Annotated in this window: 18 protein-coding genes and 2 riboswitches; of the genes, 17 read left to right on the forward strand and 1 reads right to left on the reverse strand. The window is 53.6% G+C overall.

Features of this window, described 5'->3' with window-relative positions; all coding sequences use genetic code 11:
- Nucleotides 1-52: 52 nt before the first annotated feature.
- The 12 genes from HP435_RS02380 to HP435_RS02435 all read left to right on the forward strand — a co-directional run bounded on the left by HP435_RS02380 (nt 53) and on the right by HP435_RS02435 (nt 13479).
- Nucleotides 53-2470 carry a heavy metal translocating P-type ATPase gene (locus HP435_RS02380; protein ID WP_173599968.1) on the forward strand — a complete coding sequence of 806 codons (2418 nt, stop codon included), beginning with the start codon at nt 53-55 and terminating at the stop codon, nt 2468-2470.
- A gap of 89 nt (nt 2471-2559) precedes the next feature.
- On the forward strand, nt 2560-2760 hold the full coding sequence (locus HP435_RS02385; RefSeq protein WP_063229343.1) for a copper ion binding protein: 201 nt from the start codon (nt 2560-2562) through the stop codon (nt 2758-2760).
- 296 nt (nt 2761-3056) lie between these two features.
- Nucleotides 3057-3878 carry a PHP domain-containing protein gene (locus tag HP435_RS02390; protein WP_122966678.1) on the forward strand — a complete coding sequence of 274 codons (822 nt, stop codon included), beginning with the start codon at nt 3057-3059 and terminating at the stop codon, nt 3876-3878.
- A complete protein-coding gene (locus HP435_RS02395) occupies nt 3854-4636 on the forward strand; it encodes a sugar phosphate isomerase/epimerase family protein (protein ID WP_122966677.1) in 783 nt (260 codons plus the stop codon). Before HP435_RS02390 ends, HP435_RS02395 begins: the two co-directional genes overlap by 25 nt.
- Nucleotides 4637-4651: 15 nt before the next feature.
- A complete protein-coding gene (gene surE, locus HP435_RS02400; RefSeq protein WP_122966676.1) occupies nt 4652-5431 on the forward strand; it encodes a 5'/3'-nucleotidase SurE in 780 nt (259 codons plus the stop codon).
- 36 nt (nt 5432-5467) lie between these two features.
- On the forward strand, nt 5468-6547 hold the full coding sequence (locus HP435_RS02405; protein WP_173599969.1) for an ABC transporter substrate-binding protein: 1080 nt from the start codon (nt 5468-5470) through the stop codon (nt 6545-6547).
- 28 nt (nt 6548-6575) lie between these two features.
- On the forward strand, nt 6576-8279 hold the full coding sequence (locus HP435_RS02410) for an ABC transporter permease (RefSeq protein ID WP_173599975.1): 1704 nt from the start codon (nt 6576-6578) through the stop codon (nt 8277-8279).
- Nucleotides 8276-9331: an ABC transporter ATP-binding protein gene (locus HP435_RS02415; RefSeq protein WP_122966674.1), complete on the forward strand. Its 1056-nt coding sequence runs from the start codon at nt 8276-8278 to the stop codon at nt 9329-9331. The genes HP435_RS02410 and HP435_RS02415 overlap by 4 nt, the downstream gene beginning before the upstream one ends.
- Before the next feature lie 162 nt (nt 9332-9493).
- Nucleotides 9494-9640: riboswitch (cyclic di-AMP (ydaO/yuaA leader) on the forward strand.
- A gap of 431 nt (nt 9641-10071) precedes the next feature.
- The gene (locus HP435_RS02420; protein WP_122966700.1) at nt 10072-11292 is read left to right on the forward strand and encodes a quaternary amine ABC transporter ATP-binding protein; all 1221 of its coding nucleotides are present in this window, start codon (nt 10072-10074) and stop codon (nt 11290-11292) included.
- Nucleotides 11276-12118: an ABC transporter permease gene (locus HP435_RS02425; protein WP_122966673.1), complete on the forward strand. Its 843-nt coding sequence runs from the start codon at nt 11276-11278 to the stop codon at nt 12116-12118. The genes HP435_RS02420 and HP435_RS02425 overlap by 17 nt, the downstream gene beginning before the upstream one ends.
- Entirely contained in the window at nt 12115-13047 is a 933-nt protein-coding gene (locus HP435_RS02430; protein ID WP_122966672.1) for a glycine betaine ABC transporter substrate-binding protein, read from the forward strand. Before HP435_RS02425 ends, HP435_RS02430 begins: the two co-directional genes overlap by 4 nt.
- A 21-nt stretch (nt 13048-13068) precedes the next feature.
- The gene (locus HP435_RS02435; RefSeq protein WP_122966671.1) at nt 13069-13479 is read left to right on the forward strand and encodes a hypothetical protein; all 411 of its coding nucleotides are present in this window, start codon (nt 13069-13071) and stop codon (nt 13477-13479) included.
- Between the two features lie 68 nt (nt 13480-13547).
- Here the strand turns inward: HP435_RS02435 and HP435_RS02440 are convergent, their stop codons facing one another.
- The gene (locus HP435_RS02440; protein ID WP_063229353.1) at nt 13548-13916 is read right to left on the reverse strand and encodes a Na-translocating system protein MpsC family protein; all 369 of its coding nucleotides are present in this window, start codon (nt 13914-13916) and stop codon (nt 13548-13550) included.
- 192 nt (nt 13917-14108) lie between these two features.
- On the opposite strand from HP435_RS02440, the gene HP435_RS02445 reads away from it, so the two are divergent.
- From HP435_RS02445 to kdpB, 5 genes are all read left to right on the forward strand, one after another.
- A complete protein-coding gene (locus HP435_RS02445; RefSeq protein WP_173597951.1) occupies nt 14109-14798 on the forward strand; it encodes a diguanylate cyclase domain-containing protein in 690 nt (229 codons plus the stop codon).
- Complete coding sequence (locus HP435_RS02450; protein WP_173597952.1) at nt 14710-15411, forward strand: putative bifunctional diguanylate cyclase/phosphodiesterase; 702 nt, start codon at nt 14710-14712, stop codon at nt 15409-15411. The genes HP435_RS02445 and HP435_RS02450 overlap by 89 nt, the downstream gene beginning before the upstream one ends.
- A gap of 112 nt (nt 15412-15523) precedes the next feature.
- A riboswitch (cyclic di-AMP (ydaO/yuaA leader) is annotated at nt 15524-15667 on the forward strand.
- 589 nt (nt 15668-16256) lie between these two features.
- Nucleotides 16257-16334 carry a potassium-transporting ATPase subunit F gene (locus HP435_RS29220; protein WP_083955723.1) on the forward strand — a complete coding sequence of 26 codons (78 nt, stop codon included), beginning with the start codon at nt 16257-16259 and terminating at the stop codon, nt 16332-16334.
- 48 nt (nt 16335-16382) lie between these two features.
- Nucleotides 16383-18056: a potassium-transporting ATPase subunit KdpA gene (gene kdpA, locus HP435_RS02455; RefSeq protein WP_173597953.1), complete on the forward strand. Its 1674-nt coding sequence runs from the start codon at nt 16383-16385 to the stop codon at nt 18054-18056.
- A gap of 26 nt (nt 18057-18082) precedes the next feature.
- Nucleotides 18083-20122, forward strand: coding sequence for a potassium-transporting ATPase subunit KdpB (kdpB, locus tag HP435_RS02460; RefSeq protein ID WP_173597954.1), 2040 nt, complete (start codon nt 18083-18085; stop codon nt 20120-20122).
- The last annotated feature ends 32 nt before the right edge of the window (nt 20123-20154 follow it).

Below are 20154 nucleotides of genomic sequence, written 5' to 3' on the forward strand. Positions count from 1 at the left end.
AGGGGAACTATACAATGAAATATACCCTCTAAGGGTATTTGGGGGAATTGGTATGAGTGCCAAAACGGCAGAAGCTACAGTTCCGATTTCAGGGATGACATGTGCAGCCTGCGCGCTGCGCATTGAAAAAGGCTTGAAGAAGCTGGATGGTGTAGAAACAGCCAATGTGAATTTGGCTTTGGAAAAATCGACAGTCGTCTTCGATCCGGCCAAAACGAGTCTCGACGATATACGCTCGAAGATCGAGGCGCTTGGCTACGGCGTCGTCGCCGACAAAGTCGAGCTGAATATTACAGGCATGACTTGTGCGGCGTGTTCAACCCGAATCGAAAAGGGTCTGAACAAAATGCCTGGCGTGTTGAAGGCAAACGTGAACCTGGCGATGGAAACAGCTACGGTCGAATACGATTCTGCTCAGGTGGGCGTGTCTGATCTTGTGCGGCAGGTAGAAAAGCTGGGATACCAGGCAACGCGCAAGGAAGAGGGCAAAGAAGAGGAGCAGGTTGACCGCCGCATGGCCGAGATCAAGCGGCAAACGCAAAAGTTCTGGATTTCCCTCGTGCTGTCGCTGCCGCTGCTCTGGTCGATGGTCAGCCACTTTTCCTTCACTTCGTTCATCTGGTTGCCGGACTTCCTGATGAACCCGTGGGTACAACTGGCCTTGGCGACTCCTGTGCAGTTCATCATCGGGGCGCAGTTTTACGCAGGGGCCTACAAAGCGCTTCGCAACAAGAGCGCGAACATGGATGTGCTGGTCGCGCTCGGCACCTCGGCTGCCTATTTTTACAGTCTGTACGTGGCGATCTCGTCCATCGGGTCACACGCCCACATGCTGGAGCTTTACTTTGAAACGAGCGCTGTGCTGATTACCTTGATTTTGCTGGGCAAATTGTTTGAAGCCAAGGCGAAGGGACGCTCTTCGGAAGCAATCCGCAAGCTGATGGGCTTGCAAGCGAAAACAGCCGTAGTCGTCCGCGACGGTGTGGAAATTACGATCCCTGTTGAAGAAGTGCGGCCTGGAGATATCGTGAACGTGAAGCCAGGCGACAAGGTGCCAGTGGATGGCATCGTGCTGGAGGGGCAGTCTGCGGTCGATGAATCCATGCTGACGGGGGAAAGCATCCCGGTAGATAAAGCGGCTGGAGATGCCGTCATCGGAGCCACCTTGAACAAAAACGGTTTTCTGAAGGTAAAAGCGACCAAAGTCGGGAAGGAAACGGCGCTGGCGCAAATCATCAAAGTCGTGGAGGAAGCGCAAGGGACAAAAGCGCCGATCCAACGACTCGCAGACAGCATTTCCGGGATTTTCGTTCCGATTGTCGTCGGAATTGCGGTGGTGACTTTTCTCATCTGGTATTTCGCCGTCATTCCCGGCAACTTTGCCGAGGCGCTGGAAAAGGCTATCGCCGTGCTGGTAATCGCTTGCCCGTGCGCACTTGGCCTGGCGACTCCAACCTCGATTATGGCTGGCTCTGGCCGCGCAGCGGAACTGGGCATTTTGTTCAAAGGGGGAGAGCATCTGGAGACGGCGCACCATTTGGATACGATTGTCCTCGACAAGACCGGAACCGTAACCAAAGGAGAGCCAGAGCTGACAGACGTGATTTCGCTTGATTTTGCCGAGCCAGAACTGCTTGCGCTTGTAGGCGCGGCCGAGAAAAACTCCGAGCATCCACTTGCCCAGGCGATCGTTCGCGGGATCGCGGAAAAAGGCATAGCGCTTGGGCAAACCAGCGTGTTTGAAGCGATTCCCGGCTTCGGGATTCGGGCAACCGTCGACAGCAGAGAAGTGCTGGTCGGGACCCGCCGTCTGCTCGAACAGCACCACATATCGTATCAGGCTGTTTCAGACACGATGCTTTCGCTGGAACAAGCGGGTAAAACGGCGATGCTCGCGGTCATCGACGGCAAGCTTGCCGGGTTGATTGCCGTAGCGGATACGATCAAGCCGACTTCGAAGCAAGCAATCGAACGCCTGAAAGCGATGGGGCTGACGGTCATCATGATGACGGGCGACAACCGTCAAACCGCCGAAGCGATTGCTCGCGAGGCAGGAATTGAGCACGTCATCGCCGAAGTCCTGCCCGAAGGCAAGGCTGCCGAGGTGAAAAAGCTTCAGGCAGAGGGCAAGAAAGTGGCTATGGTCGGCGACGGAATCAACGATGCTCCGGCACTGGCTACCGCTGATATCGGCATGGCGATCGGCACGGGAACAGATGTGGCGATGGAAGCGGCCGACATTACCTTGATGCGCGGCGAGCTGACCAGTGTCGCTGACGCCATCGAAATGAGCAAGCGAACCATTCGCAACATCAAGCAAAACCTGTTCTGGGCTTTTGCCTACAACACGCTCGGTATTCCGTTTGCAGCCTTGGGCTTCCTCGCTCCATGGTTAGCCGGAGCCGCGATGGCTTTCAGCTCCGTCTCCGTCGTGCTCAACGCCCTGCGCTTGCAGCGAGTGAAGCTGTAAGCTGCCATCTGCCATCTGTCGTTTACAAACAGCAACAAGCGGCTTTGTCCGCATCATTTATACACATACACTCAAAGGAGAGATTGAGAATGAAAAACGTAACATTGAATGTAGAAGGCATGTCTTGCAACCATTGCGTGAATACCGTGGAAAAAACGTTGAAAGAGCTGGGAGCAGAAGGCAAAGTCAATCTGGCGGCCAAAACAGTAGAGGTTTCCTTCAACGAAAGCACGCTGACGCTGGATGCCATCAAGGAAGCAATCGAAGAACAAGGATACGATGTCGTTTAAATAGCGACTGTCTCTTTGAACACAAAGCCCCTGCCTGAACATTAGTTCGGGTGGGGGTTTTTCGTTTTCCTCTCCACCAGCGCCGTTTGTCCACGAACTTTTCGCTTTTGTAAAGACTTTGTAAATCGTTAACACCTCCTCAACAATCCGGCAGGGGATCGACCGAAAAGGCGCATGGACAGGCGTCTGGCCTTTATCAAACCTTGTCGCCTGCTTTATACGCCCTTCAAAAACGACAGCTACAATGAAATCAAACGAAATCAAACAAGTCGGAAAAGAACAGGAGGAGTGGTCAGATGATGGACTTGCATATGCACACCACCGCTTCTGACGGGAAGCTCACTCCCGCAGAGCTGCTTGCCGAGGCAAGCGAGCGGGGAGTGACTCACCTAGCCATTACAGACCATGATACCGTCGATGGATATCTGCTGGCTCGCGATGAGGCCGAACGTCTCGGTCTGAAGCTCATACCGGGAATCGAATGGAACACGGACGGCCCAGAAGACGAGTTGCATATTTTGGGTTACGGCCTCGATATATCGGATGCCCGGCTCCTGCACGTCATGGACAGGCGCCAACGGGAGCGGATCGAGTGGATCGCCGAAATCGTCGAACGCTGCAATCGTTTAGGTATGGCGATCACCATGGAAGAATGCACAGCCCGGGCAAAAGGCGACGTGCTGGTGCGCACAGATGTGGCAGAAGTTTTGGCAGCACGCGGCTTTTGCTCCACTCCGCAAGCGGCGTTCGAGACGTATTTGCGAAAAGGCTGCCCGGCCTATGTGCCCCGTCCTTCCTTCTCGGCACGCGAAGCGATTGAGCTTACTCATGAAGTAGGCGGCATTGCGATTTTGGCCCATCCGGGTATTTACTCGTTTGAAGTGAAGCTGGATGCGTTGCTTGCCTACGGCATCGATGGCATCGAGGTGTACTATTCGAAGCATTCCGCGCAACAGATGGCATTTTGGGAGCGGCAAGCCAAGGTGAATCACCTGATCCGCTCGGGAGGCAGCGACTTTCACGGGCACGGCTCGCGCAACCCTTACCCGGTTGGCAGTGTGCCGATCCCGGCAGAGGTAAAGGAGTGGTGGACATGCTGTATGTTTCATCGACATTGATGTGGTCCTACCCGGTAGAAGCGGCGATTTTGATTGCCAGGCAGTACGGATTTGCCGGGATGGAGGTCTGGGCCGAGCACGTCTGGTTCCACAAAAGCAACCCGCGGGAAATTCAGCAGGCCGCCAAACGCGTCGGCATGAAGCTGACTTTGCATGCGGCTAGCTGGGATTTGAACTTGTGCTCGCTGAATAGCGGCATTCGCAAACAATCGGTGGAGGAAATCAAGCGGTCGTTGGCTCTCGCGGGGGAGATCGGAGCGAAAAGCGTGACGATCCATCCGGGACGAGTGACTTTGACCCACAAAAACCGGGAATGGCACGAAGCGGTGCTCATCGAGAGCCTGAACGAGCTGGCGCAAGAGGCTGTGCGTCTGGGAAGAGTGCTGTCCATCGAGCATATCGAGCCGTTGCCAAAAGAACTGATCGTGACGCCGGGGGATTTGAACAGGCTGCGTGCAGCGCTGAACTATCCGACGGCAGCGACCTTGGATATCGCCCATGTGCCCCTGACCTGTTCTCTGCCGCAGTTTCTCGGAGAACTGGAGGGAGTCGACAAAATCCATGTGAGCGATGCGACAGCAACCAAGCTGCACGTGCCACTCGGAACAGGGGACATTGACCTGCCGACGATTTGGCCGCTCTTGCTTGCGGAAGAGAAGCCGCTGGTTGTAGAAGGCTTCGACGATGCGCGGAATTTGTCCCAACTCAAGCAAAACCTGCTCTTTTTGCAACAAGGCCACAGTGTCTCATTTGGATAGGAGGTTTGTATCATTTTGAACATTCTCGTAGTGAATGATGATGGAATTTTCTCCAGCGGCGTGCTGTGTCTGGCGCAAGCCCTGCAGCCGTTCGGCAATGTATCCATTGTCTGCCCGGATCAGGAACGCAGTGCGATCAGCCATGCGATCACACTGAAATCACCAGTAAAAGCAAACAAAGTCAACTTTTTCGATACTTCCTTGGAAGCGTGGGCTGTCAACGGCACTCCCGCCGACTGCGTCAAAATGGCGATTGAGGTGATTCTCAAAGAAAAGCCGGACGTGATTGTTTCCGGGATCAACCGCGGGCCGAATCTCGGGCGGGACGTGTTTTACTCGGGCACGATCTCGGCTGCGATCGAGGGGGCGATGTACCAGATTCCTTCTGTCGCGATCTCGCTCGCCACGCTGAAGCCGAACCCGAACTTTTCGATCGTGGAGCCGTTGGCCTACGAAGTGTTTGAAACGCTGTTCAGGCACAAGCTCAGCCCGGAAGCGGTACTGAATATCAACTTGCCGTACTTGTCCAAAGAAATGGTAAAAGGCGTAGCGGTGACGCCATTGGCAATGGACGTGCTGCGCTATCAGTACGTCGGACTGAACGACCCGCAAGGCTACCTGTGCTACTGGCTATCCGATCATTTGAGCGAACTGAACTTTGAGGATGAGGAATCGGATTACTACAAGCTGCGCGACGGGTTCATCACGATTACGCCCCTGCAATTGAACATGACGAACACGGCCATGAAGACGAAGATCGGAAAATGGTTTCAAGGTGCGAAGCAAAGCTCTTAACTCATAAGCCTACTTAATGATCAGGAGGAATAAAAAATGAAACGTGTTCTGTTGCAAAAATGGACTCTTTCTTTGTTCGCGGCCGTATCGGTCTTCGGACTTGCTGCCTGCGGTTCCCAGCCTTCTTCGTCGACCCCATCCCAGCCAGCGCCGCAGTCGACTCCGGCTGCCACAACGGAGCCTGCTGCCCCGAAAGTAGCGGGAACCTTGAGCTTTTACACGTCCCAGCCGGATGCGGATGCAGCTGCTTTGATCGACGCTTTTTCCAAGAAGTATCCTGACGTGAAAGTAGATCTGTTCCGCTCGGGAACGGAGGAAGTCATCAGCCGCTTGCAGGCCGAAGCACAGGCAGGCCAAGTAAAAGCTGACGTGCTGTTGGTCGCGGATGCGCCGACTTTTGTCAGCCTGAAAAAACAAGATTTGCTCATGCCGTACACTTCGCCTGAAGCGGCGGACATTCCGGCGGAGTGGAAAGACGCGGACGGCGCGTACACCGGAACGAAAGTCATGGCGACTGTGCTTGCGGTCAACACGAGCAAGGTCAAAGCTCTCCCGGACAGCTGGAAAGTGCTGACGAGTCCGGAAGCGGCGAACAAAGCGATTATGCCAAGCCCGCTCTACTCAGGCGCAGCGGCTTACAATGTCGGGGTGTTTACGCGCCAGCCTGATTTGGGCTGGGATTACATCAGCGGGCTGAAAACGAATCAAATGACCGTCATTAAAGGAAATGGCGCCGTGCTCAAAAGTGTAGCGGGCGGCGAAAAAGATTACGGCATGGTCGTCGACTATCTGGTTGCCCGCGCCAAAAAAGACGGTTCGCCCGTCGAGATCGTGTATCCAAAAGAAGGCGTGCCTGTCATCACGGAGCCGATCGGCATCATGAAAGCGACCAAAAGCCAGGAGGCTGCCAAAGCGTTTGTCGATTTCGTCCTCTCCGAAGAAGGGCAAAAGCTCGCCAGCGGCCTGGGCTATACACCGATCCGCAAAGGAGTAGCAGCACCGGAAGGACTGTACGCACAAGATCAAATCAAGGCGCTTTCCGCCAATATTGACGAACTGGAAGCTTCCAGGGAAGCCGACAAAAAGAAATTTGGAGAGATGATGGGTGGCAAGTAACTGGCAGACGGTAGTGAGCGAGAGACAGATGGGGGAGCGGCGCAAGTTCGCCGCCTCCCTGTCCATGGATAAGGCGGCTACCTGGTTCGTGCTGGTGCCGGTCGCCTTCTTTTTTGTCTATCCGTTGTGGAAGCTGATTGTGCTTAGTATCCAGACAGAAGCAGGGCTTGGCTTGCACTACTTTCAGGAGGTGCTGGTCAATGCCCGGACGTGGGATGCAGTCGGTCATACTGTGCTGGCAGCGGGTATTTCCACCGTCATCTCGGTAGTCGTCGGCGTGGCGCTTGCCTGGCTGTGCGCGTATACCGATATACGCTGGAAAGGTGCGATTCACGCGTTTGCCCTTTTGCCGCTGCTCATCCCGTCCTATGTAATGACGCTGGCCTGGACGCAGTTGGCAGGGCCGCAGGGTGTGCTGAACAGGGCTGCGAGCTGGGTGATGGGCAGTCCGGTCGAGCTGTGGAACGTGTACGGGCTGGATGGGATCATCGTCGTGATGGGGCTGACTCATTATCCGCTGGTGTACATGTTGACGCTGTCTGTGCTGTACCGGATTCCGAAAGAGTTGGAGTGGGCGGCGCATTCTTCGGGAGCAAGCGCGCGGGCTGTGTTTGCCAAAGTGACGCTTCCGCTCGCCTTGCCAGGCATTGCGGGAGGCGGACTGCTGGCGTTTATCTCCGGGCTGGACAACTTCGGGATTCCGGCATTTTTGGGTATCCCGGAAAATATCTCTGTACTCAGTACACTGATCTACGAGGAAGTGATCGGATTTGGGCCGAGCGCTTTTGCCAGGGCGGCTGTCCTGTCTGTTTTGCTCGGCGTCATTGCGCTGGCAGGGACAGGGATGCAGTGGGTTTTGCTGCGGAAAAGCCGGGTAGACCAGACCAGTGCCGAGGACAAGTCCATCCGGCGGTCTTTGGGCAAGCACCGTTTGACGGCGGAGGTTTTGGTGGGCGGGTTTTTGCTTGTGACGAGCCTGCTTCCGCTTTTGTCGATGGCCGCAACCGCTTTTGTCAAAGCTTACGGCTTGCCGTTTGTCCCGGAAAATTTGACGTGGAAGCATTTTGCCTTCGTAATGTTCGACCACGCAGGTACGAAGGGAGCCATCGGCAACAGCTTGATGCTTGCCAGCATGACGGGTGTCTTGTGCGTCATCGCGGGCACGCTGTTCGCCTACTGGCGCATTCATAAGCCGTCTGCGCTTGGCAAAGCGATGGAAGGGGCTGTAGCGCTGCCGTATGCGCTTCCGGGCATGGTGCTCGGACTTGCGATGATTTTGACCTGGATTGAACCGATTCCCGGCTGGCAGCCAGGCATATACGGAACGGTTTGGCTGATCATGATCGCTTACGTGACGCGTTTTCTCATTTTGCAAGTCAAAAGCAGTACGGTTTCGATCATGCAAGTGGGCAAAGAAGTGGAGGAGGCAGCACGGATCAACGGCGGGCGCTTCTGGACGAGATGGCGGCGCATTTTGCTCCCGCTCTACGCGCCGGGCATGGCAACAGGTTTGTTTCTGGTCTTTCTCACCGCTTTTACAGAGCTGACGATTTCGTCGCTCTTGTGGTCATCCGGCTCGGAAACGATCGGTGTCGTCATTTTCAGCTTTGAGCAGGCGGGATCGACAACGTACAGCACGGCCCTCTCGACCTTGATCGTAGGAGCCATCCTGCTGGTGCTCGCGGCGGGCAGTCTGTGGAAACGATACTGGCAACGGAGGATCGAACAATGAACAGTGCGCGGGTAATAGGGGTATCGAAAAAATTCGGGAATGTGACGGCGCTCCACCATCTCGATTTGCAGATCGGCCAAGGCGAGTTTGTCGCTTTGCTCGGTCCGAGCGGCTGCGGCAAAACGACGCTGCTGCGGCTCCTTGCCGGGTTCGAATCCCCGACAAGCGGAGAAATCTGGATCAACAACGAGTGTGTAGCCAGCGCGGCCAAGCGCAAGCCGCCGGAAGAACGGCGGATTGGCATGGTGTTTCAGTCGTTCGCGCTTTGGCCGCATTTGACGGTCTACGAAAACGTGGCGTTTCCTTTGCAGCATCAACAGCAGGTGCCGGAAGCGTACAAGCAAAACCCGAAAGCGCGGGTAGCCCAGATGCTGGAGATGGTCGGTCTGGGCGGTATGGAGGAGCGGTTCCCCAGTCAGCTTTCCGGTGGGCAAAAGCAGCGTGTGGCGCTGGCGCGCGCCATCGTGTTCAATCCGACCTTGTTGCTGATGGACGAACCGTTGAGCAGTCTGGACGCCGAGCTGCGCATGCAGATGCGAAAAGAAATCCAGTTCATTCACCGCGAACTGGGTACGTCGATTGTCTATGTGACGCACGATCAATCCGAGGCACTGGCCATGGCTGATCGCATTGTCGTGATGAAGGGCGGCAGAGTTGAGCAGGCAGGCACTCCGCACGACATTTACTACGCCCCGGAGTCGCCGTTTGTCGCCAAGTTTGTCGGCAGAGCCAACTTTTTAAAAGGGAACTGGGCTGCCGCGAACACCTTTTTGCTGGAAAAACAGGGAGCGTCATCGTTGCCGATCACCGTTTCGCGTGATTTTTCCGCTTTTTTCGATCAGCAAGTATTGCCTGTTCGCCCGGACCAGTTGAAGCTGTCCGTCTGGCATCAAGGCTCGGACGGGATCATGGGCAAGGTCGCTCACGTCCAGTTTCAGGGCCGGGAGCTGATTTACTCGATTCGCGTCGGGGAAGAGGAATGGGAAGTGGTCACCGATATTAGCGAGCGGTTTGCTTACGATGATTCTGTACTGGTGAGCATTTGCGTGTAAGCTGGAAAGCAGGCGAAATAGCTTTCATTGGTGAGCAACCGATAGCTAATGTCAGGATATAAATAAAGAACGATCAAGCATGAGGCAAGCAGGCCGAAGCGAGCATTCACAATAATTGGCAGCAGGCGTATAATCAAATCACATTACCGAATCTGATTCAAACATTTCATACGGCCTAGTTCCGGGGCAACCCGGAAGCGGGGGAACCAATCTTTTGGGGTTAATCCTGAGCAATCAGGAGGGATGAGATAAGTCTTCTCTGCCATCCTACCCGTCAGCTAACCTCGTCGGCCAAAGCAGGGAAGGTTCATGAAGCGATGAAGTCTGGGCAATGATGCGAAAAAAGAGGAGCGGTCCTCTTCGGGCGCGTTTATAGGCCATTTCAGACTTTTTCTTTGGGACCTTTGTTCTTGAGAAAAAGGATGAAATAGGTCTATTTTTTATGGCGATTTTCATGTGTGGCTTTTGTCATACGCGTGCATGTCGATGTGCGAGGATGGCGGGCGGCAAATGAATTTCGGCATAAACCCGGTGCATGAAACCAAAAAACGAACAGCGAAATCAGGAAGACAGCGTACAGGGAGCCTTTTGCACAGGGGCGCCAGGTATTAGGTAAGCCTGCGTTATTCTGCAAAAATCGAGCGTACACAAGCGGCAGCGTCTGCAGGTGGTTCGTCCGGTTGGAAGCGGAACTTCGCAGGTTTTTTCATTTGGGAAAACAAGAAAGGGAGGAAAGGCTCATGCCCAAAATGACAGTCAGGCAATTGACGAAAGTGTTTGGCAAGCAGCCGCAGGCAGCGTTAAAGCTGTTGGAGCAAGGATGGACAAAGGAGCAAATTTTTAAAGAGACAGGGCAATCGATCGGTGTGAACCAGATCAGCTTCTCGGTAGCAGAGGGCGAAATTTTCGTCATTATGGGGCTGTCAGGCAGCGGCAAATCTACCTTGATCCGACTTTGCAACCGCCTGATTGAGCCAACCACTGGGAGCGTTCAGATCGATGGCGAAGAACTCATTGGTATGAAGCCGGCTCATTTGCGCGAGGTACGCAGGAGAAAGCTCGGCATGGTTTTTCAAAATTTCGCGCTCTTCCCACAGCGAACGGTACGGGAAAACATCGAATTCGGTTTGGAGATTCAGCAAGTACCGCATGGATTGAGGCAAGAAAAAGCACGCGAAGCGCTTGCGCTCGTCGGGCTTTCCGAGTGGGAAAATGCCTTCCCTGATCAATTGAGCGGCGGAATGAGGCAGAGGGTCGGCCTGGCCCGGGCGCTCGCCAACAATCCCGACATTTTGCTGATGGATGAAGCGTTCAGTGCCCTTGATCCGCTGATTCGAAAAGACATGCAGGATGAGCTGCTAGAGCTTCAGCTAACGATGAAAAAGACTATTTTGTTCATTACTCACGATCTGCATGAGGCATTGCGGCTCGGTGACCGGATCGCCCTGATGAAAGACGGTCGCTTCATCCAGGTCGGGCGTCCCGAAGAAATCATGACCGATCCTGCGGATGAATTCGTGAAAAAATTCGTTGAGGATGCAGACTTGTCCAAAGTGCTGGTGGCAAAACACGTGATGAAAAGGGCAGAAGCGATTACTCCTGACAAAGGTGCGAGGGTGGCCCTCCAGCTCATGATGGACAACGGGGTATCCAGTCTGTACATCGTAGACAAAAAGCGGACATTGCTTGGGCTTGTTACCGCCTATGACGTTTCGCTTGCGATCAATACGGGCGAGTCGCTTGAAACCATGATGAAAAAAGATATCCCCAGCGTGGGGCCAGATGCCCGTCTGAACAGCCTGTTTCCTCTGATGGCAGATTTGCACGTTCCGATTGCTGTCGTGGGTGAGGAGCGGCGTCTGTTGGGCGTCATTGTCAAGGGAGCGGTGCTCGGCGGGCTTGTCGGCAAGGTCAATCCGCAGCAGGGAGCAGAGGTGATGCCTCATGGATTCCGTGCCTAAGTTGCCGATCGGTGAATGGGTGGAACGAATCGTTGAGGCGCTCGGTCAGCACAAAGGCATTTTGTTCGATCCGATCGCGATCATCATTTCGGGAATGGTCACGTACTTTACCGAGGTTTTGGCTGCGATACCGTCTGTTATTCTCATTTTGCTGTTCGGGGCGCTGGCCTGGGTATTTGGCGGGCGATCTTCGATGTTTTTCACATTGCTTGGGCTGTTTCTCATTGCCAATCTGGGGTACTGGGATGAAACGGTCGAAACGCTCGGCTTGGTTATTGCTTCTGCCCTGTTGTCCATCACTGTAGGGATTCCTGCGGGTATTGCCTGCGCGCGAAGCGATACTTTCACGAAGCTGGTCATGCCGTTGCTAGATTTGATGCAGACGATGCCAGCATTCGTTTACTTGATCCCGGCCATTTTCTTTTTTGGACTGGGCGAAGTACCAGGGGTCATTGCTTCCGTTATCTTTGCGCTGCCGCCGATCGTCCGATTTACGAATCTCGGCATACGTCAGGTTCCGCCGGAGCTTGCAGAAGCAGCGGATGCTTTCGGCTCATCGAGATGGCAAAAGTTGATGAAGGTGCAACTGCCTTTGGCGAAGACGACCATCATGGCGGGAGTCAACCAGTGCATCATGCTTGCGCTTTCGATGGTGGTTATCGCCGCCATGATCGGAGCAAAAGGATTGGGAGCCGATGTTTATCGGGCTGTATCCCAGGTGGATATCGGCAAAGGTTTTGAAGCGGGGTTATCGATCGTGATTATTGCTATCGTTCTGGACCGCATTTCCCAGCATGCCAAACAAAAGGAGAGAAAAGCGTTATGAACAAGTTCACGCGAAAAAATGCACTGACATGGGTGGTGGCTGCGGCTATTATGCTGGCAGGCTGCTCTCAGCAAGGCTCTACACCGACAGGGGCGACGATTGGGCACAATCCGAATCCCGTCCAGGTGCCGAAGAACGCGATTGGGGAAGCAGTGGGATATAAAATCATTGGAATTGACGCTGGTGCCGGCTCGATGGTGAAGACTGAGGAAGTCATGAAGCTGTACGGCCTGGACAACTGGCAGCTTGTAGAAGGATCGGATGCGGCGATGACTGCCGCGCTGACGCGTGCCTACGAACAGAAGCAACCAATTATCATCACGGGTTGGACGCCGCATTGGATGTTCAAAAAACTGGATCTGAAATATTTGCAGGACCCGAAAAACGGCTTTGGCGGAGCTGAACAGATTCATACCATCGTTCGAAAAGGATTGAAGCAGGATCACCCTGCCGCCTATCGGTTTCTGGACGCGTTCCAATGGAAGCCTGCGGACATGGAAGCTGTGATGGTACATATTTTGGACGGGAAAAAACCAGAGGAAGCGGCTGCGGAGTGGGTGAAAAACAACGAAGACAAGGTCGGGAAGTGGGTAGAGGGGCTTGCTCCGGTTCAAAAAGAAAAGCTGACCATCGCTTACGTGGCATGGGACTCGGAAATTGCCAGTTCGCACATAGTGAAGGAAGTGCTGGAGACAAAGCTCGGATATGAGGTGGAATTGAGTCAGGTCCAGGCTGGACCGATGTGGGCAGGCGTAGCCATGGGCGATGTGGACGGGATGGTAGCAGCCTGGCTTCCCTCTACCGATGCGAGCTATCTCAAAAAGTTCGGGGATCAGTTGGAAGACCTTGGCCCCAATCTGGACGGAACCAAAATCGGGTTGGTGGTTCCAGGCTATATGAACATCCAGTCGATTGAGGAGCTCAAATAAACGGGAAGAGGAGGGGCTGGCATGAAAAATTGTCTGGTCATTGGGGTGGGAGAGGCATTCACGTCTTTTGTGCAGACGATCAGAGGAGGCAGTGACTCTCTGTTCTTCCGGAAAAGTCCTGTTGCCTATTCGCTGATCAGGGGAGAGCGTCACTCCTGCACAGAAAAGTTGTCGCCCATTTCTTTCGATGAAAGCTATCTTCATCAAGAGGAGTTGTTAGTCTATCAGTCTGTCTATCTGTTTGTGGACGAATGGCCAGAAGGGCGTGATTTCATTACTTTGTTTCGGCAGTTGGGCACTTGCCGCATTTTCGTTCTGACACAGGAGCAGCAAAATGCGAGTTTATACAAAGGGTTAGGTGCCCATTATGTCATCATCAGCAAGCCAGGGTACAAGGGATATCGATGGCTGGCAGAACAACTCAGCGGTTGATTGGAAAAAGGCTCCGTCAGTAAGCAGGCGGAGCCGCCTTTTCGATGCACAGGTATTCAGTTGAGGAATCAGCCCAGCATTTTTTCGAGGTCCTTGTCCAACACGTAAACCTCGATTCGCTCCCCCATCTTGGTGCTGATGTCGCTATGACTGGACAGCACTTTGCAGCCGGTCAGCTTTTCTACGATTTCTTCTGATTCCTCGCTATACATCTCACGAAGCACCTCGCGCATTTCTTTTACAATGCGACGGCCTTTATCGTGGCTGGAGAGATGTTTTTCTTCAACGGTGAGCACTCCCTTGAAGCGAACGAGGACCATGTCGCCGACGATGTAGGTTTTTGCTTCTTGAGGGCCACGTCCGATCAAGTCGCGTTGAAATTTGATGAAAGTTTCGCTGATTTCAGCTTCCAGCTTTTTTTTGTTAGAGATGGCCAAACGCCATACCTCCCATTATTTATCATTGTGCCTTATATTACTCAGCCGACTTTGGGCTGTCAACACGCCTGAGGAGGGATGATTTTGTGGTAATCGTAACGATTTTTGCCGTGGGGATTTTTTTGTATTTGGTTCACGCCTTATGTCATGTAGAACAATTGTGAATTTCATAGGATAGAAAGGTGAATGGCCGTGAAACAAGTAGAAGAGCATTCGACATTCCACAATAAAATAATCGGAACAGCTTTGTTGGAGAGCGTACGCAAGCTAAACCCGCTGGTTATGAAATCGAATCCTGTACTGTTTGTGGTTGAGATGGGAACTGTGCTAATCCTGCTCATGATCCTTTTCCCCCATTATTTCGGAACAGAGAATCAGATAGGCTGGAACACAGGCGTATTTTTGGTTTTGCTGTTTACCGTCCTGTTTGCCAATTTTGCCGAAGCACTAGCAGAAGGGCGGGGAAAAGCGCAGGCAGATACGTTGCGCCGGGCCAAAAGAGATACTGAGGCGAAACGGCTGAAGGCAGACGGGGGCATCCATGTGGTGTCTGCGGAGGAACTGCGAAGAGGGGATCTTGTTCTGGTAGAGACGGGTGACTTCATTTCCTTGCAAAAGCCGCTCCATGTCGAATGTCGCGAGTGCATGGTTACGACAAGCATCGGGATCAGCATTTTTCCGAGAGATGGGGAAGATGCGCAGACGCTGATGAAGCATGCGGATGCAGCGATGTACAGTGCAAAAGAGAAGGGACGAAATCGATACATTGTGTACTCCTTTACGATGAGCAATCATGCATCAGAATGTCTTGCGATGGAACAGGAACTTCACAAAGCTTTGTATTGTACCGATTGGCGAGTGGGCGCTGCGAACAGCCTGTAACCAAGCCAAGCTCTGGGAGCAGGCAGGATATGACCCGTTGCGAGTTGCCGTCAACTTGTCTGCCCGTCAGTTTCAACAAGAGAATCTGGTACAGATGATTCAGCAAGTTCTTCAGGAGACGGACATGCAGCCCGAGCTTCTGGAGCTAGAGATTACAGAAAGCGCCGTCATGAAAAATCCGGATGCGGTGATCGGTGTTCTGCATGAGTTAAAGCGATTGGGGATGAAGCTGTCGATTGACGACTTTGGCACCGGATACTCTTCGCTTAGCTACTTGCGCGATTTTCCCATAGATCGTCTGAAAATTGATCGCTCCTTCGTAAGTGCTATTACGGAAAAGGACGATGCCGTGATTGCCCAGTCGATCATTGCCATGGCCCATAATCTGCACCTCAGCGTTTTGGCTGAAGGGGTGGAAAACGAGCTTCAGTTTGCTTTTTTGCGTGAACAGAAGTGTGATGAAATGCAAGGATACCTTTACAGCAAGCCTTTGTCGGCAGAAGAAATAAAGCAATGGCTGCAAAAAATCGGACAGGGCATTTCCGAACGCGGTCCATGCGTTGCGAGAAAACGCGAGATAATCGACGAAATATCTTGCGCGGCTGAGTCCTGACAGGATTAAATCGCTTACATCGATAAAGACTGCACAAATCGTGCTAAAAAGCGAGAAACAAGACATTAACAACCGATTATGCCAGACGTATAATGAGACTCGTAACCAACAATTGCAAATCTGGCCAAATCCCGAGGCACTCGGGAACGGAGGACCCAATTTTGTAGGGGTTAATTCCACGATTCGTGGAAGGGATGAGTAACTCTTTCGCCATCCTACCCGTCAGCTAACTTCGTCGGCTAAAGCGAGGGAGGTCTAAAGACCGCCTGTTTGAGGAGGCTTTTTTTGTTGTCCTTTTGGATGAGCAAAGAAGCTTGCTCGAAACGAAAGATGCAGGTCTTTTCGTTTTGCCCAAAAAATGAATACACGTTTTTCGGAAAAAGGAAACGGGAGACAAAACGCAAAGAAGGCACATTCAAGTCGGCTGGGCGTTCGGTAGACCAATGAGTACTTTTTCTCCGAAGAAGTGATCGTCTTTCATACCGCTAAAGTGCGGGCGGGGCTTGCCCTGTCTGTTGAGCTTTGCTGGTCCATTGTGGCGATCTTTTCGGGGAATGAGTAAGCATTGGTCTATTTTTTTGCTTCCATGGCAGGTTTTTTCAGGGGAGAAAGCTTGTACCAGGAAGTGAGCGAAAGAGGCGAACCGGCACGACTTTGTTCAAGGTAGATGGAGGTGGGCGCCTGAAGGAAGCTGGCGCGACAAAAACGGCAAACTGCAAGCGGAAAAAGGAGGGACTTTTCATGGACTTAGTTGCCATACTGCTCTTGGCAATCTCGTTTGTTACATTTTTTGCCCTGATCAAGTTTTGTGATGCGGTAGTAAAAGAACAGGGAGGAAAAGAAAAATGATCTTGCTGCTGTTGATTGTGGCCGGACTGGCGATCTACCTGGGCCACGCACTGATCTATCCGGAAAAGTATTAAGGATTGGTCGAGCGATTCATTTCATAGAGGAAGTAGGAGGAATTGTCCGTGGACTTTATACAAATATCGGTGGTTTTGGTGGTGCTGCTCTTGTTGGCGATTCCGACGGGACGCTATCTGGCGCGGGCCTTTTCCCTGGAAAATACGCGATTGGACCGCGCTTTTGGCGGGGTGGAAAAAGTCATTTACAAATGGTCCGGCATTCGCGTCGCAGACATGACCTGGAAGCAGTACGCGACGGCGGTTTTGGTCAGCAATATCACGATGGTTGCGATTGCTTATCTGCTCTTGCGCTTGCAAGGGATGCTGCCGGGGAATCCGAGCGGTGTGGCGGCGATGGACCCGTTGCTGTCGTTCAATACGGCGGTAAGCTTTTTGACGAATACCAATCTCCAGCATTACAGCGGAGAAAGCGGTTTGTCCTATCTGTCGCAGATGATGGTGATTATCTACCTGATGTTTACGACACCTGCTACGGGGATTGCGGTCGTCATGGCATTCATGCGCGGATTGACCGGACAGCGCAGCATCGGAAACTACTATGTCGACCTGGTGCGGGCGCATACGCGTGTGCTGCTTCCCTTGGCAGTAGTCGTGACGCTTCTTCTGGTGGCGCAAGGCGTGCCGCAGACGATGGAACCGACAGCGACGGCGACTACATTGAGCGGGGCTGAACAGCAAATCGCACGCGGTCCGGTAGCTTCGCTTGTGTCGATCAAGCATTTGGGAACGAACGGCGGCGGGTTCTTTGGGGTCAACTCTGCGCATCCGTTTGAGAATCCGACTCCTTTGACGAACGTGCTGGAGATTTTGTCGATGTTCCTCATTCCGGCGTCTCTGCCTTTTGCCTTCGGTTTCATGACGAAGAGCCGCAAGCAAGGCTGGATCATTTTTGGCGCCATGGGTTTGATGTTTCTCGTGTTCCTCGGGATTGCCTACGGAAGCGAGATCAATGGCAACCCGGCGCTTGAACGTGCAGGTTTGTCACAGGCCGTGGGCAGCATGGAAGGAAAAGAAGTGCGTTTCGGCATTGCGCAGAGCGCCCTGTTTACAGCGGTGACGACTGCGGCGACGACCGGAACGGTCAACAACATGCACGACACGCTGACGCCGCTGGGCGGACTGGTGCCGCTCGGGGAAATGATGCTGAACTGCGTATTCGGCGGAGATGGCGTCGGTACGGTAAACATTTTGATGTATGCGATTTTGGCTGTATTTATCGCGGGCTTGATGGTCGGACGGACGCCCGAGTTTCTCGGACGAAAAATCGAAGGGAAAGAGATGAAGCTGATCGCGATTGCGATTCTCGCCCACCCGCTGATCATTTTGGCTCCGACCGCGATTGCGCTGGCCTCGGAAATGGGCACAGCCGGAATCTCCAATCCGGGCTTCCACGGCATTTCGCAAGTTTTGTACGAATTTACGTCCTCGGCAGCCAACAACGGCTCTGGCTTTGAAGGACTGGGCGACAATACGCCTTTCTGGAACATTTCGACTGGGCTGGTCATGCTGTTTGGCCGATACGTGTCGATCATCGCGATGCTGGCGGTAGCCGGTTCGTTGCTCGCGAAAACGCCTGTACCTGAAACGATGGGTACGCTTCGCACAGACAATGGTGTGTTTCTGGTCATTTTGATCGCGACGGTCGTGATCGTGGGTGCGCTGACGTTCTTGCCGGTACTGGCACTTGGCCCGGTAGCCGAGTGGTTGACCATCCGATAATTCAAAAGGCAAAGGAGATATTTCCAATGAGCAGAACGCGCACGGTTGCGTTTCCAAAAGATTTGTACCAGCGTGCCTTTGTCGAGGCGCTGAAAAAACTGGACCCGCGGGTCATGATCAAAAACCCGGTCATGTTTGTGGTCGAAGTCGGATTTGTCGTGACCCTGCTTTTGACGATCTTGCCCGATCTGTTCGGGGGAGCCTCTGATCGCGGATACAACGGGATCGTCAGCCTGATTCTGTTTGTGACCATTCTGTTCGCCAACTTCGCCGAGGCATTGGCAGAAGGGCGCGGAAAAGCACAGGCTGAGAGTCTGAAAAAAACGAAACAGGATACAAAAGCGAGAAAGCTCGCCAAAGATGGCTCGATCCAAATGGTCAGCTCGACGGAACTGCGCAAAGGCGATCTAGTCATCGTCGAAGCGGGCGAGCTGATTCCGAGTGACGGAGAGATTGTCGAAGGTGTCGCCTCCGTGGATGAGTCGGCGATTACGGGTGAATCCGCGCCTGTCATTAAAGAAGCGGGTGGCGATTTCAGCTCCGTTACAGGCGGTACGCGTGTAGTGAGCGACCGGATTCGCGTCCGTGTGACGACTGATCCTGGCGAGTCGTTCCTCGACCGGATGATTTCATTAGTCGAAGGTGCCAAACGGCAAAAAACTCCGAACGAAATTGCGCTCAATACGTTGCTGGTCAGCTTGACGTTGATTTTCCTGATCGTCTGCACGACTTTGCAGCCGATCGCAAGCTACGTCAATGCCGCCATTCCGATTGCTACGCTCGTGGCTTTGCTCGTCTGCCTGATTCCGACGACGATTGGCGGTTTGCTTTCCGCCATCGGGATTGCCGGGATGGACCGGGTTACGCAGTTCAACGTCATTGCGATGTCGGGGAAAGCGGTGGAAGCTTCGGGCGACATCAACACGATTATTTTGGACAAAACGGGCACGATCACCCACGGAAACCGCATGGCAGCGGAATTTGTGCCAGTGGGCAACAGCAAGGCAGACGCTTTGAACAGGGCGGCAGCACAAAGCTCCATACTCGATGAAACACCGGAAGGCCGCTCGATTGTGGAACTGGCGAAAAAGCAAGGTCTTGCAGCAAGCGAGCTGGAACTGCCGGGCGCAGAGGGCGTGGAATTTAGAGCCGAGACGCGCATGAGCGGCACGAATTTGGCAAACGGCACGCAAATTCGCAAAGGTGCAGTAGACGCGATCAAAACGTACGTCAAGGAATTGGGAGGCCGTATCCCGGCAGACCTCGACGAAAAGGCAAACCGGATCGCAACCGCAGGCGGAACGCCGCTGGCAGTGGTGGAGGGAAATGTCGTTCTCGGGCTGATTTATTTGAAGGATACCGTCAAGCCGGGGATGAGAGAGCGCTTTGAAGAACTGCGACGCATGGGGATTCGCACGGTGATGTGCACGGGGGATAATCCGCTCACAGCAGCGACGATTGCCCGCGAGGCAGGGGTAGACGATTTTGTGGCGGAAGCGAAGCCGGAGGACAAGATTGCCTTGATCCGCAAAGAACAGGCAGCGGGCAAACTGGTCGCGATGACAGGCGATGGCACGAATGATGCGCCAGCGCTCGCCCAGGCGGATGTCGGTCTGGCGATGAACAGCGGGACGGTTGCGGCGAAGGAAGCGGCCAACATGGTCGACCTCGATTCCGACCCGACGAAAATTATTGAGGTAGTGGCGATCGGCAAGCAGCTTTTGATGACGCGCGGCGCACTGACGACTTTCAGTATCGCAAACGACGTGGCGAAGTATTTTGCGATCATTCCGGCGATGTTCATGCTGGCGATCCCGCAAATGAACGCCCTCAATATCATGGGCTTGGCTACGCCGCAGAGCGCCATTTTGTCCGCGCTGATCTTCAACGCGATCATCATTCCGATCTTGATTCCGCTGGCGATGAAAGGCGTAAAATACTCGCCGATGAGCGCGACCAAGCTGCTCAGCCGCAATCTGGTGATCTATGGTTTGGGCGGCATTCTGGTGCCTTTTGTCGGCATCAAGCTGATTGACCTGGTGCTGGTCGGATTGAATCTCGTATAGGCGAAACCGCCACAATCGAAACAGGAAAGCAA

Source organism: Brevibacillus sp. HD3.3A (assembly GCF_013284375.2).
GTDB lineage: Bacteria > Bacillota > Bacilli > Brevibacillales > Brevibacillaceae > Brevibacillus > Brevibacillus parabrevis.

Excerpts from the sequence above, each read along its gene's own strand:
- HP435_RS02435 (WP_122966671.1), top strand. The coding sequence starts at position 13,069 with ATGAAAAATTGTCTGGTCATTGGGGTGGGAGAGGCATTCACGTCTTTT.
- HP435_RS02425 (WP_122966673.1), top strand. The coding sequence starts at position 11,276 with ATGGATTCCGTGCCTAAGTTGCCGATCGGTGAATGGGTGGAACGAATC.
- HP435_RS02410 (WP_173599975.1), top strand. The coding sequence starts at position 6,576 with ATGGGGGAGCGGCGCAAGTTCGCCGCCTCCCTGTCCATGGATAAGGCG.
- HP435_RS02430 (WP_122966672.1), top strand. The coding sequence starts at position 12,115 with ATGAACAAGTTCACGCGAAAAAATGCACTGACATGGGTGGTGGCTGCG.
- HP435_RS29220 (WP_083955723.1), top strand. The coding sequence starts at position 16,257 with ATGATCTTGCTGCTGTTGATTGTGGCCGGACTGGCGATCTACCTGGGC.
- HP435_RS02390 (WP_122966678.1), top strand. The coding sequence starts at position 3,057 with ATGATGGACTTGCATATGCACACCACCGCTTCTGACGGGAAGCTCACT.
- HP435_RS02450 (WP_173597952.1), top strand. The coding sequence starts at position 14,710 with ATGCATCAGAATGTCTTGCGATGGAACAGGAACTTCACAAAGCTTTGT.
- kdpB (WP_173597954.1), top strand. The coding sequence starts at position 18,083 with ATGAGCAGAACGCGCACGGTTGCGTTTCCAAAAGATTTGTACCAGCGT.
- HP435_RS02415 (WP_122966674.1), top strand. The coding sequence starts at position 8,276 with ATGAACAGTGCGCGGGTAATAGGGGTATCGAAAAAATTCGGGAATGTG.
- HP435_RS02405 (WP_173599969.1), top strand. The coding sequence starts at position 5,468 with ATGAAACGTGTTCTGTTGCAAAAATGGACTCTTTCTTTGTTCGCGGCC.
- HP435_RS02395 (WP_122966677.1), top strand. The coding sequence starts at position 3,854 with ATGCTGTATGTTTCATCGACATTGATGTGGTCCTACCCGGTAGAAGCG.
- HP435_RS02380 (WP_173599968.1), top strand. The coding sequence starts at position 53 with ATGAGTGCCAAAACGGCAGAAGCTACAGTTCCGATTTCAGGGATGACA.
- HP435_RS02420 (WP_122966700.1), top strand. The coding sequence starts at position 10,072 with ATGCCCAAAATGACAGTCAGGCAATTGACGAAAGTGTTTGGCAAGCAG.
- HP435_RS02385 (WP_063229343.1), top strand. The coding sequence starts at position 2,560 with ATGAAAAACGTAACATTGAATGTAGAAGGCATGTCTTGCAACCATTGC.